The organism is Amycolatopsis sp. NPDC048633 (genome assembly GCF_040650695.1).
Classification (GTDB): Bacteria; Actinomycetota; Actinomycetes; order Mycobacteriales; family Pseudonocardiaceae; genus Amycolatopsis.
The window spans coordinates 67,141-78,824 of the sequence record NZ_JBEZHS010000022.1 but is presented as its reverse complement, the minus strand read 5'-3'; the positions used below and the strand labels follow the sequence as shown (position 1 = coordinate 78,824).

Annotated in this window: 13 protein-coding genes; 5 read left to right on the top strand and 8 right to left on the bottom strand. The window is 69.5% G+C overall.

Annotated features, from left to right (window positions below):
- Nucleotides 1-3: 3 nt before the first annotated feature.
- From AB0C38_RS31810 to AB0C38_RS31795, 4 genes are all read right to left on the bottom strand, one after another.
- Nucleotides 4-1,548 (bottom strand): terminase, encoded by a 1,545-nt coding sequence (locus AB0C38_RS31810; RefSeq protein WP_360680636.1) that lies wholly within the window; start codon nucleotides 1,546-1,548, stop codon nucleotides 4-6.
- Nucleotides 1,545-1,859 (bottom strand): hypothetical protein, encoded by a 315-nt coding sequence (locus AB0C38_RS31805; protein ID WP_360680633.1) that lies wholly within the window; start codon nucleotides 1,857-1,859, stop codon nucleotides 1,545-1,547. Before AB0C38_RS31805 ends, AB0C38_RS31810 begins: the two co-directional genes overlap by 4 nt.
- Nucleotides 1,860-2,016: 157 nt before the next feature.
- Nucleotides 2,017-2,403 (bottom strand): hypothetical protein, encoded by a 387-nt coding sequence (locus AB0C38_RS31800; RefSeq protein WP_360680632.1) that lies wholly within the window; start codon nucleotides 2,401-2,403, stop codon nucleotides 2,017-2,019.
- Complete coding sequence (locus tag AB0C38_RS31795) at nucleotides 2,397-2,675, bottom strand: hypothetical protein (RefSeq protein WP_360680629.1); 279 nt, start codon at nucleotides 2,673-2,675, stop codon at nucleotides 2,397-2,399. Before AB0C38_RS31795 ends, AB0C38_RS31800 begins: the two co-directional genes overlap by 7 nt.
- Nucleotides 2,676-2,801: 126 nt before the next feature.
- Between AB0C38_RS31795 and AB0C38_RS31790 the strand changes: the two genes are divergently transcribed.
- Nucleotides 2,802-3,074, top strand: a complete 273-nt coding sequence (locus AB0C38_RS31790; protein WP_360680626.1) for a hypothetical protein — start codon at nucleotides 2,802-2,804, stop codon at nucleotides 3,072-3,074.
- A 138-nt stretch (nucleotides 3,075-3,212) separates the two neighbouring features.
- Nucleotides 3,213-3,863 (top strand): hypothetical protein, encoded by a 651-nt coding sequence (locus AB0C38_RS31785; protein WP_360680623.1) that lies wholly within the window; start codon nucleotides 3,213-3,215, stop codon nucleotides 3,861-3,863.
- A 384-nt stretch (nucleotides 3,864-4,247) separates the two neighbouring features.
- On the opposite strand, the gene AB0C38_RS31780 is transcribed toward AB0C38_RS31785, so the two are convergent.
- The 4 genes from AB0C38_RS31780 to AB0C38_RS31765 form a co-directional block, all read right to left on the bottom strand.
- On the bottom strand, nucleotides 4,248-5,954 hold the full coding sequence (locus AB0C38_RS31780) for a phage/plasmid primase, P4 family (RefSeq protein WP_360680620.1): 1,707 nt from the start codon (nucleotides 5,952-5,954) through the stop codon (nucleotides 4,248-4,250).
- A complete protein-coding gene (locus AB0C38_RS31775) occupies nucleotides 5,951-6,274 on the bottom strand; it encodes a hypothetical protein (RefSeq protein WP_360680617.1) in 324 nt (107 codons plus the stop codon). The genes AB0C38_RS31780 and AB0C38_RS31775 overlap by 4 nt, the downstream gene beginning before the upstream one ends.
- A gap of 181 nt (nucleotides 6,275-6,455) precedes the next feature.
- The gene (locus AB0C38_RS31770) at nucleotides 6,456-6,722 is read right to left on the bottom strand and encodes a hypothetical protein (protein ID WP_360680615.1); all 267 of its coding nucleotides are present in this window, start codon (nucleotides 6,720-6,722) and stop codon (nucleotides 6,456-6,458) included.
- 455 nt (nucleotides 6,723-7,177) lie between these two features.
- Complete coding sequence (locus tag AB0C38_RS31765) at nucleotides 7,178-8,602, bottom strand: recombinase family protein (protein ID WP_360680613.1); 1,425 nt, start codon at nucleotides 8,600-8,602, stop codon at nucleotides 7,178-7,180.
- A 362-nt stretch (nucleotides 8,603-8,964) separates the two neighbouring features.
- Between AB0C38_RS31765 and AB0C38_RS31760 the strand changes: the two genes are divergently transcribed.
- Genes AB0C38_RS31760 through AB0C38_RS31750 form a run of 3 tightly spaced genes read left to right on the top strand, consistent with a single transcriptional unit; the run spans nucleotide 8,965 to nucleotide 11,669 of the window.
- On the top strand, nucleotides 8,965-9,786 hold the full coding sequence (locus AB0C38_RS31760) for a Nif3-like dinuclear metal center hexameric protein (protein ID WP_360680610.1): 822 nt from the start codon (nucleotides 8,965-8,967) through the stop codon (nucleotides 9,784-9,786).
- Between the two features lie 9 nt (nucleotides 9,787-9,795).
- Nucleotides 9,796-10,533, top strand: a complete 738-nt coding sequence (locus AB0C38_RS31755; protein ID WP_360680608.1) for a C4-type zinc ribbon domain-containing protein — start codon at nucleotides 9,796-9,798, stop codon at nucleotides 10,531-10,533.
- A complete protein-coding gene (locus tag AB0C38_RS31750; RefSeq protein ID WP_360680605.1) occupies nucleotides 10,530-11,669 on the top strand; it encodes a bifunctional RNase H/acid phosphatase in 1,140 nt (379 codons plus the stop codon). Before AB0C38_RS31755 ends, AB0C38_RS31750 begins: the two co-directional genes overlap by 4 nt.
- Nucleotides 11,670-11,684: the final 15 nt, after the last annotated feature.

Below are 11,684 nucleotides of genomic sequence, written 5' to 3'. Positions count from 1 at the left end.
TCCTCACACCACGCCGAACCAGCCGGCGGGCTTCTCCTCGGGCAGGGTTCGGGCCAGGTGCACGGCGCCCGCGATGGCGTAGGTGGCGTCGCAGTGGCCGGCGCCCCGGCGGCCGAACACCCAGCCGTCGCCGCGGCGCAGCTTCTCCGTGCTCGGGATCTGCGCGTTCAGCAGCTCGTCGTCCGGGTGCGCGACCTCGGCCGCGTCGACCAGCTGCGCGAAACCCATGCAGACCGCCGGTCCGTCGGCGCGGATCCCCTCGACCTCGACGCCCTCGGGCGGCCAGCTGTCCTGGTCGTTGTCGTCGAGCTCGGCGGCGTACGCGGCGGCCGGGCCGGACGGGAACCAGCCGACCCGGCGCGGGCCGACGCGGCGCACTACGGCGCGCAGCTCCTGGCGCATCTTCTTCATGTCCGTCCACGCCTCGACGACCTCGACGCGAACACGGCCGTCGTCCATGACGGCGGCGGCCGCCAACGTCGCGTGCTTGCCGTCGATCGACACGTCGAAACACAGCGCCACGCGGTTCCGCAGCTCGGACATGTCGCCCGGGTCCAGGCAGCCGTCGGGCGCCGGAGCCGTCCACTTGTCGTTGTTGATCGCCGGGTCCAGCATCAGGACCTTCATGCACAGAATCTCGGTGAGGAAGCCCGTCAGCTCCGCGCCGCCCGCGCGCTGAACGCGGCGCGCTTCACCGAGGATGTCCGACAGCAGCAGCCGGTATCCCACGTTCGGGTTCGCAGCCCGGATCCCGGCCACGTCGGTGGCTTTCGAGCCATCCGGGGCGCTCCACTCCATGATCCCCAGGCGCTCGTCGCCCTCGCCGGTCTCGATGTACTCCAGCGCGGCCTTCCGCAGCGAGTTGAGCACGACCGCCCTCGCGTCACCCTGGTTGCTGATCAGCCACCCCTGCGCGTCGAACACGGCGTTCATCGCGGGCACCGAGGCGTCGTAGGCCGACCAGTCGGCGTGCTCACGCAGCTCGTCGAGCACCAGGCGGTCGATTGTCAGCGACCGGCCGCCCTTCCGGTTCGACGCGGCGATCTTGTATCGCGCCTTATAGATCGTTTTCAGAACCTGCTCGCCGTTGGCCCGGCGAACGCCGTTGGGCGCGATGTCCTCCGCCAAAGCGTCGATCGCTTCAGCCAGCTCGACGGCCTTTTCCCAGCTCTCTTTCGCGTAGTCCAGGTTCGTGGAGGTGCCAAGCACCAGCTTCCGCTCTTCGATGAAGAGCCAGAACAGGATCAGGATCACCAGCAGCTCGGTCTTGCCGTTCTGCCGGGCGACCAGGACCAGCAGTTTCTTGAAGCGTGGCCGGCCATCGGGCAACAGCTCGCCCCCGTGGATCGCCGCCCAGCGCTGCCACGGGTCCAGCGGTCGCTCCACCACGTTGATGGCGAACGTCTCGACCTTGAAGCCGTACGACGTCGCCGGGGTCAGCGCGCACCCGCAGCCGCACGGGCCCGGTGGGCCCTGCACCAGCGGGGGCGTCCAGAGGCGAGGCGTCGTCGAGCCGTAGACGACCGGCTCCATCGCCGCGGCCGTCACGCGCCACCCCGAGCCGTGCGACGCTCCTTCAGCTCGTCCTTGGCGCGCTGGGCCGCCGAACGCTCTGCCGGAGCCGAGCGCGGCAGCACAGCCTTCCGCGCGGCCGGGGTGGCGCCTAAGGACTCCAGCGTGGACAGCAGCTTTCCGGCCAGTTCGGCCACGGTCCGGCCGTTCTCCTCCGCGTCGATCGCAGAACCCAGCCGAAGTGCCAGGGCGACCGCAGCCTGGTCCTCGTCGTCCAGATCGAGCGCGTCGAGCGCGTCCTTCACGGCCCCGTGGACGTCCTCGTGGCGGCACGTGTGCTCGGTCATCGCGGGCTCCCGGCGGCCGGGGAGAGAGAGGACATAGGGGCGCGGATGTCCAGGGCGGCCGGGTGATCCAAAAAACCGCAGGTCAGCGCATAGCCCACTGCGCACACTCGTTCGCGCAGGTCAGAGCCTTGATCGACTGCATGCCTTGTCATGCCCCTCACCACCTGGTCATGGATCGGGGCACGGGGTCGCCGCCGGGGTCGCGGTCCTCCTGCGTGCGCCAGTACTTGATGGCGGCGATGTGCCGGTGCGGCTCGGTCCGCTGCTGCGCCCGCTCGACGAGCACCGAGTCCGGCAGGTCGAGCAGCACCACGCGGTCGGCCTGGATCTGACGGGCGAAGTCGGCGCGTCGGCTGGCCCCGCCGAGACAGCGGATCACCCACACGTCGCCCGGTGGCCGGCCACTGCGCAGCTCGTCGACGCCAGCCCGGTACGCGGTGGCGCCGATGGCGTCCTGGTCCAGCACGAGATCGCCGGGCTTGCGGCGCTGCTCGACGTAGTAGTTCTTGCCCGCGCAGGGCGGCCCGCAGACCAGCGTCACCATGCGGTCACCCGCTTCGGTTCCGGGTCCGCGGTCCGGGTGGGGTCGCCAGCCGCGAGGTTGCAGCGCCGGTGCACGGCCACCATCCGGTCGAGGTCGTCGCCGTAGACCTTGCCGTCGAGATGGTGGACGTGGGCGGACTCCGGATCGGGGTGCTTGACCTTCGGGTCGATCGGCTGGTTGCACAGCTGGCAGACCCAGCGGTCGCGGTCGAGCACGTAGGCGCGCAGCTTGCGCCACCGGCGGGTGCTGCCGCCGCGCCACGAGATCGACATGCGATCAGAGTACCCGCGGTATCTGGATACCAACAGAATCTGAATGCTGTCGTGACCCTCGCCCGATGAAACAGGCAGCTAACGCGCAGCGACTACGTCAACATCACCAAGAGGGAAGGCAATACCATGATCAGCTTGTTCAGCGGCGGAATTGGCGTCGGCCTCCGCGTGGACCGCGAGGTCGACTACGCGGAAGCCGAGGTTGCACTGAAGCGCCATGGCTTCAAGTCGTTCAACGTCAATCGAACATCACACGGACCGCAGGAGACGGAGCTCCACCTCCACACGGCCATCCCGGTGGAGGAGATCACGGCCGACGGTGTTCCGCAGGTGGACGCAGCGGATGCCCTCCGCCGGCTCGCCGCTGTGGTGGAAGACCTGGACAAGGGCATCAAGTAGGTCAGGGTCATCGCAGGTGCACGGGTTGGCGCACGCACAGAACGTCAACCTGAGCACTTAACCCCGGATCCTGATCCCAGGCCTGAGTCTCAGGCCCCCAGCCGAAACGCTCGAAACCCGTCGTACGACACTCCTTGCATGCGTTTTGGCAAGTTCGATGTTCGCTACCTCGGTGCGGTCGCCGCCCTCGGCATGGTTGTACTGATCGCCGTCAGCCAAGGGCAGCATCGAGGCGACAACTGGTGGGCAGCGTGGGGCAGCTGGATCGGAGGCTTCGGGTCCATCACAGCCGCCGGGGCCGCGGTCTGGATCGCCATCGAAGGCTGGCGCCGCACCGAGAAACAGCTCCAGAGGGCAGAGGAGCGTGAATATGCAACCAAGTTCCTGGTGTGGATCGAGCACGTTAGCCAGTCTGAGTATCGCGTCGTGTATATGAACTCGGGGCCGTTGCCCGTTTTTAACGTCCAAGTGGTGATCTACTACAACGACAACCCGATCGGCGACTTCCCGATGACGGACCTCCGCCCTGTCACCACGCCGACAGCGCGGGAGCCAGCAACCGCTCACGTCGCGTTCTGGGTCGAGAAAGAAGTCGAAAGACAGGCCGGCCATCCTTTCGTCGGCCCAGATCGAGTCATCGGCACCGACGAAGCGAAGCCTAGGCAAGCTGACGTCGCTGCCCTGCGCCGTATCACCAAGGAGATCCGCTTCGCCATTACCTTCGAAGACGGCAACCGCGCTCGATGGGAACGAACGCACGCAGGGGAACTGCGCCGAATCCCACGTTGATGCGCTAACAGTGAGCCGGTGCTGCCCGGCTGAGCCGCTGCTCACCCGGGTGTCCAGATGGTGTCCGGGTTGCGGCCAGGTTCCGAGCACACCGAGACACCGTGTTTCCACAGCTCAGCGCGCGATCGCGCGGCCGTGTCCAGGTGTCCCGGTTTCGTGCCCTGTAGCCCTATATGAATAGGTGGCCAACTAAGAAATCCTCTTTAGGGCGACTGTCGCAAAACCTAGACACCTAGACACCTAGACACTTGATCTTGACTATCCATCCTGATCTGCGGAAACCCGGTGTCCAGGTTTTCGTCAAACCTAGCCGCAACCCGGACACACCTGGACACCACAGCACCCCGGGCGCGGTGTGCTCCCGGGGCGCTGTCTGTGCTGAGGTCAGGGCGTGAGGCGGTCGGCGTCTTCCACGGCGCGCAGGCGCAGCCCCATGCGTGCGGTGACCCGCTTGTCTTTTGGTCCGACCTTGCGGGTGCTGTAGCCCCGGTCGGCGAGGCCACGCCCGAAGGCGGTCAGGGTGAGGCGGTCGGCGTCCTTGATTTGCGCGTAGTCGCACCATGCCTTGAACGACTCCCACAGGTCGGCCATGACGGCGGTGTACTCGGCGCCGGGCTCGGTGTACTCGGCGCGCCACGTGTCGAGGACGGACAGGCTGTCGCGCAGTTCGAGGGTGGCGACGTCGACGGCGTGGGGCGGGTTGTCGATTCCCTCGGCTCGGTAGGCGTTCCAGCCGCGCACGCACCACGCCAGCACGGCGGCGGCATGCTCGCCGGACAGCCGTGTCTCCAGCGTGGTGTCCTCGGTGTCGACGGGGTCGCCGCAGGGCACAACGACGAGGCGGCGCCAGAGGGCCTGGTCGACGCCGACGATCGTGGGCGGTTTGTTGCAGGCGATCCATCCGGTGAAGGCGGGGACGCGCTCGACGAACTCGTCGGCGCGCATCCGGCGGGCCTCCTGGACGGCGTTCCCGGCGAGTGACTTGATCTCGTCGGCCTGCATGGCCCAGCGCTCGGGCGGGTCGTCGGCGTAGATGAGGCGCCGGGGCAGTGCTTTGAGGATGTCGGGGCGTGCAGCGTCGGTCTGCTTTCCGGCGAAGAGGCTGACGGAGAAGGGTCCGGCATGGTCGCCGAGCACCTTACCGATGATCTTCAGGAACGTGGACTTGCCGCTGCTGGTCGGGCCCTTGAGGAAGATCAGCTTTCGCTTGGTGTTCTCGCCGAAGAGCGTGTAGCCCATGAGCCGCTGGGCGTAGGCGCGCGCCTCGGCGTCGGGGATGACGTGCGCGACAAAGGCGTCCCACTCGTCCGAGCGGGCGTCGGGGTCGTAGGGCGCGGCGGTGACGCGGGTGAGCCGGTCAGCGCGGCGGTGCTCGCGCAGGTGCGCGGTCTGCCCGAGCACGAGCGTGCCGTTGGTGACGGTGAGCAGCGCGGGATCGGCGTCGAACTTCTCGGCATCGACGGCGAGGCCTTCGGAGTGGGACAGCGTCAGAGCGTTGGCGATCGTGCGAGCGCTCTGGGCGCGCTGGGCGAACGCGCGCACCGCCTTGGCGTGGGCCTTGGCGCCATCGGCGGCTTCCTTCAGCGTCTCATCGGCGGCCGCGTCTTCGGCGGCGATCTTGGCGGCGGCCTCGGCGCGGGCAACCTCCCCTTTGAGCAGGTCGACGGTCCGCACGGCGAGGGCCTGGGCCTGGTGCTTAGTATCGCTGGTGCGCCAGCGGCGCCCGTCCCACAGGGCCCAGCCGCCGTTCAGCTCGGCCCAGGCGAGGTTGGGGATGTGCTGGTCGGCGATGCGGCGGGCGAGGCCCAGTTCGGTGAGGTCGTGGTCGACGATCTCGTCCTTGACCACGTCGACGACAACGGCCGGGTTGGTTCCGGCGCTGTAGGGGTGGAGCGCGGCCAGCCGGGGCCAGCGGTCTTCGTCGACGCCGCAGTGCCGCAGGTGGGTCAGCATGCGGCGCAGGCTGCTGCGGCTGTCGTTCTGGGCTTGGATGCGCAGCCGGTCGGCGAGGTCGGCGAGCGCCCCGGCGCGCGCCAGGGGCGTGAAGGGCTCGGGCGTGATAGCGGCGACGGCCGCGTTCCAGTCGGTCACGCCAGCCCCCGGGCAGCGTGGCCGTCGATGGTCGAGGAGAGTCCGATTACACGGCCGTCGTCGTCATCGTCGACGAGGGTGCGGGTGATGCCGCCGTCGGGGGTGGGTTCGAGGATCGCGGTGGTGACGCCGTGGGCGATCTCGCGTTCGTGGGGCAGGGCGGGGCGCTCGAAGGGCTGGCCTTCGGTGAGGACGAGCGTGGCGAAGTCGCGGCGCCAGGTGTCGGGCTCCGGGTTGATCGCGCATGTGTGGAGGACGGCGGGCACGGTGCGGCCGTCGCGGCGCGGGATGCATGCGGAGCAGGCGGAGTTCGCGTTCATCGGCGTTCTCCCTCCGGGCGCCGCTTGCCGGCCGGATGCCGGGCGATCGAGTCCTCAATGGACTTGTCCAGGACTCCACCCACGACCCTTAGCGCGGTAAAATCGTGCTGACTGTTGTCGTCGGATGCAGTTCGTGCGCCGCCCCGGGGTCCCGCCGGGGCGGCGTTCTTCGTGTTGGGCATCAGGCACCGCCGCCCTGCGCCTCACGGCGCACGCGGCGAGCTGCGGCCGAGGCGCGTCCGCACTGCACGAAGTGCTCATGCCTGCGCTGCTCGACCAGCTCGGCGCGCTCAGCGGCGGGCAACCGGTTGTCCGGGTCGACCTCGCGCGCGAAGCGACGGCGCAAGCCGTCCTGGGTCGCCCGGGCGGACTCGCGGCGTTCCGCAGGGCTCTTGGGCTGCCAGCGCGCGGCGGCAAGGGCGCGTGCCGCAGCAGTTGTTTCAGACACAGCGTTCTCCCGTGATGTATAAGGAAGGGAATGGAGGTTGGCTGTCTCGGGGCGCCATCCGCGGAGGCCCGGGCGCGGGAACGGTTTTGAGGACCTGTCCGGCCGGAGTGCATGCAGCTTATGCGGAAATTTTGTAGCCGTGCAACCCCCGCAACCGTGACGTGAACTGCGGTAATATTCGAGCCGCGCCCAGGGCGGCTAATCAACTCGGCAATTTACTGGCCGCCCTCAGAATGGCTGCAAAATTCTGACCTGCACATTTGTTGTGAAGTCAAGAAATGCAGGGGTATGTGCGCAAGAATTGCGCCTTCTGTATTAGGCTGGGCAGCGTGACGAGTGAGGCGAACGACGCGATGCAGGAGTACGCACGCGCACTCGTCGCCGGTTGGCCCCCGATCACCGAAGAGCAGCGCCAGCACGTGACCGCGCTACTCGCCCCGGGCGAGGCTGAGCGCTCAGCGGGGCAGGATCTCGACCGTCTCCGGGTCGAACGCATGCCGGCCACGCGGAGCCTTCAGGATCGTGACCGTCACCAGGGCGCCGATGATGGCCCGCTGGCGCTCGATGTTCTTCGCCAGGAATGCGCGGCTCGGGCTCGCCGCGTCAGCGATGCCGTCCAGCGCCGAGCCGTCGGCTAGATCGGCTAGCTCCCGCTTCGCCTTCTCGATCTCCGGCCGCAGCCGGGCGTTCGTGGTCTTGAACTGCTCCGCCGTGTAGCCGCTGTCCGGGTCGCCGAAGAGTGCAGCGGCTTCCTCCGCGCGGGCCTCAAGTCGTGCGAGCCGCTTCATGATCGGCTCTCGGTCGGGAGTCGGCTTGAGCAGCTTCACATTCTCGCGGTCCAGGCGGGCGCACACCACCGCGCGGACCAGTTCATCGACGGGCTTCGCGAGCCTCGTGTGTCCGTTGCCTTTGCACATATACCGCGGCATGCCCGACGCCGTGTTGCCGCCCGAGCGCTCGATCTCGCCGCACCAGCAAAAAAACAGGTGGGAGCCGACCAGAGTCAGCGACGTGGCCCCGTGGTTCCCCAGGCGGCCCGGAGCGGCCAGCTTGAGCGCCAGGGCTACCCACAGGTCCTCGGCGGCTTGGCGGTCGTCTGGGGCGAACATCGGCTTCCACTGGGCCTTCGGGAGCTTCTCCAGGGCCCTCCTGAAGTCCGTCGTGCCCGGCGGGATCTTGCCGACACGCCCCGCGTTGCGGGGCCGGAGCAGCATTTGACGCATATTCGAGCCGTCCCACGGCTTGCCCGACGTCGTGGTCATCCCGGCGGCGTTCCATTCAAGGCAGAGCGAGCGCACGCTGTCCCCGGCCAGCACGCGCTCGGCCGCCTCGCGGCCCTTTTCGATCTCGTCAGGCACAAGCGTCATGCCGTCGGTCTCGTAGCCGAACGGGCGCCTGCCGCCGGTCCAGCCGCCCGCCTCGGCGAGTTGCTTCTTCTGCCTGCTCACGCGCTCCCCGATGTCCTCGGCCTCTCCGGCGTCGTTTGCGGCGAGGATACGGGCGATCCGGCGGCCCGCCGAGGTGTTCAGGTCGAAGCTCGGCGATGCCACGTACCGGAACTCGATGCCGTGCTGCTCGGCGAGTTCGATCTGGCCCTCGTGCTCGCGCGGCCGACGGGTGAGCCGCCCGCTGGTGTAGGCGATGATCATGCCGAAGTGCCCGGCACGAGCATCGCGCAGCATCCGGCCGTAGTCCGGCCGGGTCTTCTTCGAGCGCGTCGAGGCGCCGATGTCGTTGTCCTTGTAGACGCGCCGCACGGTCATCCCCAGTCGGTTGGCCAGGGCTCGCGCGTCCTCCTCCTGGCGTTCAACGCCCAGCTCGCGGCCCTCGCGGTCGTCGCTTATGCGCAAATAGATGGCTGCGGCCTGGGGAAGCGTCATGAAAAGATGCTATCGTGAGTCTTCGTTCAGACGAAGACGAGGTGCGTCACGTCGCGAGCGTAACCGGCCGGTTCACCCGGTCACCCGCTCGCTCGGCGGTACCCGCTGCCCCGCGCGGCCACTTAGCGTCGGTTGCGCGAGGACGCGAACCGGAAGGAGAGCGATCATGCACGGGTGCTGCTCGAAGTGCACCGGACAGGGCTGCGGCTGCTGCGGCAACTGCAACTGACGCTCAACCCGGCGCTCGCGGCGGCGGGTCAGACCGCCGCCGGAGCGCCCCCTAACGGGTGGGGCACGCGGCCCGCGCGTGCGCCACCGCCAGTACTCGAGTGGCCCGGCACCGTGCATGCGAAGATCCCCGGGTGCCCGCGCTTTCCGAAGTCATCACCGTCCTGGAACAGGCCTACCCGCCCGCGCTCGCCGAGTCGTGGGACGCCGTCGGCCTCGTCTGCGGCGACCCCGCCGAGCCCGTCACGCGCGTGCTGTTCTGCGTGGACCCGGTCACCGAGACCATCGACGAAGCTGCCGACCTCGGCGCGCAGCTGATCGTCGCGCACCACCCGCTGCTGCTGCGCGGCGTGCACGGCGTCCCCGCCGACACCGCCAAGGGCTCGCTCGTGCACCGGATGATCCGCACCGGCATCGCCCTCTACTGCGCGCACACCAACGCCGACTCCGCCGACCCCGGCGTCTCGGACGCCCTCGCGCGGGCGATCGGGCTGCGCGTGACCGGTCCGCTGGCGCCCAACGAAGACGGCGTCACCGGCATCGGCCGCCTCGGCGAACTGCCCGAAGCCGAGCCGTTCGCGACGTTCGTCCAGCGCGTGGCCGACGCGCTGCCGGCGACCGTGCCCGGCGTGCTCGGCGCGGGCGACGAGGACCGCCCGATCCGCACCGTCGCCGTGTCCGGCGGGGCCGGGGACTCCTACCTGAAGCAGGCCACCGCGGCCGGGGTCGACGCCTTCGTCACCGCCGACCTGCGGCATCACCCCGCCGGCGAGCACCTCGCGAACCCGGGTCCCGTGCCCGCGCTGGTCGGGCTGACCCACTGGGCCAGCGAATGGCCCTGGTGCGGGCAAGCCTCGGCGGTCGTGGCCGACGCGTTTGCGGGTAACGTCGACGTTCACGTCTCCACGCGGTGCACCGACCCGTGGAGCGTCCGCGCCGAGCGCACATCGATTTAGAGGAGCACCGTGAAGGCCGAACCCGCCGTGCAGCGCCAGTTGCTCGAGCTCGCCAAGGTGGACGCCGAGCTTTCGCGCACCGCGCACCGCCGTCGCACCCTGCCCGAACTGGCCGAGATCGACGCGGGGGAGAAGACCGCCCGCGATCGCCGCGACGCGCTCGTGTCCGTCGAGACCGCTTCCTCCGACCTCGACCGCGAGATCGCCCGGCAGGAGAAGGAGATCGAGTCGGTGCGCGCCCGCGAGGACCGCGACCGCAAGCTCCTGGCGTCCGGGTCCGTCAACTCGAAGCAGATGACCGACATCGAGCACGAGCTGCAGACCCTGCAGCGCCGGCAGAGCGCGCTGGAAGACGACCTGCTGGAGCTGATGGAGCAGCGCGAGGCCCTCGGCCTGGACGCGCAGCGCACCGGCGCCGAGGTCGACAAGGCCGAGGCCGAGGTCGCCGCCGCGATCACCCGCCGCGACGAGGCCTTCAAGGACCTCGACACCACCCGCGCGCGCCGCGACGAAGACCGCGCGAAGCTGCTGCCGCGTTTCCCGGAGCCGCTGCTCAAGCTGTACGAGCGCGTCCGTGAGCACAAGGGCATCGGCGCCGCGCTGCTGCGTGCCCGCCGTTGCGGCGCGTGCCAGCTGGAGATGGACCGCAACACGATCGCCGAGATCAAGGCCGCGCCGGAGGACGACGTCATCCAGTGCGAGAACTGCGGTGCCGTCCTGGTCCGGACCATGGAGTCGGGTCTGTGACGTCGCACGTGATCATCGAGGCGGACGGGGGCTCACGAGGCAACCCCGGGCCCGCCGGCTACGGCGCGGTCGTCAAGGACGCCGCGACCGACGAGGTCCTGGCCGAGCGCAAGGAAAGCCTGGGCGTCGTCACCAACAACGTCGCCGAGTACAACGGTCTGATCGCCGGGCTGGCGGCGGCGGCCGAGCTCGGAGCGTCCACTGTGGACGTCCGGATGGACTCGAAGCTCGTGGTGGAGCAGATGTCCGGGCGCTGGAAGATCAAGCACCCGGACATGCAGCCGCTGGCCGAGCGGGCCAAGGAGCTGGCCGCCGGGTTCGCCCGCGTCAAGTACGACTGGATCCCGCGGGCGGAGAACTCGCACGCCGACCGGCTGGCCAACGAAGCGATGGACGCGGCCACCGGGAAGCCGGCCGCCGGGCGGCCCGGGACCTCCCCAGCCGTGCCGAAGCTGCCGACCCGCCGGCCCGACCGCGCGGCCGTGGCCTGGACCGGCGCGCGCGGCACACCGACCCGGCTGCTCCTGCTGCGTCACGGCCAGACGGAGATGTCGGCGCTGCGCCGCTACTCCGGCCGCGGCGACGTCCCGCTGACCGAGCTGGGCCGGGCGCAGGCCGCCGCGGCGGCGAAGCGGCTGGCCGCGACCGAGGGCTTGGTCGTCGATGGCGAGGCCGTCCCGATCATCTCCTCACCGCTCACCCGCACGAAGCAGACCGCGCAGGCCGTCGCCGACGCGCTCGGCGGCCGCGTCGAGACCCACCCCGGCCTCATCGAGACCGACTTCGGTGACTGGGAGGGCCTGACCTTCGCCGAAGCGGCCGAGCGCGACCCCGAACTCCACGGTTCGTGGCTGGGCGACAGCGCGGTGCCGCCGCCCGGCGGGGAGAGCTTCGACGTCGTGCACCGGCGCGTCCGCAAGGCCCGCGACGAGCTCATCGCCGAACACGGCGGGAAGACGTTGCTGCTGGTCAGCCACGTGACGCCGATCAAGACGCTGCTCCGGATGGGCCTCGACGCCGGGCCGCAGCTGCTGTTCCGGCTGCACCTGGATCTGGCGTCGCTGTCGATCGTCGAGTTCTACCCGGACGGGAACGCTTCGGTCCGGCTGGTCAACGACACCTCGCACCTGGCCTGACCGGCGAGAATGTGG

What these genes read in the sequence shown, in the direction of transcription:
- AB0C38_RS31785 (WP_360680623.1), top strand. Translation starts at nt 3,213, where the DNA reads ATGCGTTTTGGCAAGTTCGATGTTCGCTACCTCGGTGCGGTCGCCGCC.
- AB0C38_RS31765 (WP_360680613.1), bottom strand. Translation starts at nt 8,602, where the DNA reads ATGACGCTTCCCCAGGCCGCAGCCATCTATTTGCGCATAAGCGACGAC.
- AB0C38_RS31795 (WP_360680629.1), bottom strand. Translation starts at nt 2,675, where the DNA reads ATGTCGATCTCGTGGCGCGGCGGCAGCACCCGCCGGTGGCGCAAGCTG.
- AB0C38_RS31805 (WP_360680633.1), bottom strand. Translation starts at nt 1,859, where the DNA reads ATGACCGAGCACACGTGCCGCCACGAGGACGTCCACGGGGCCGTGAAG.
- AB0C38_RS31790 (WP_360680626.1), top strand. Translation starts at nt 2,802, where the DNA reads ATGATCAGCTTGTTCAGCGGCGGAATTGGCGTCGGCCTCCGCGTGGAC.
- AB0C38_RS31800 (WP_360680632.1), bottom strand. Translation starts at nt 2,403, where the DNA reads ATGGTGACGCTGGTCTGCGGGCCGCCCTGCGCGGGCAAGAACTACTAC.
- AB0C38_RS31775 (WP_360680617.1), bottom strand. Translation starts at nt 6,274, where the DNA reads ATGAACGCGAACTCCGCCTGCTCCGCATGCATCCCGCGCCGCGACGGC.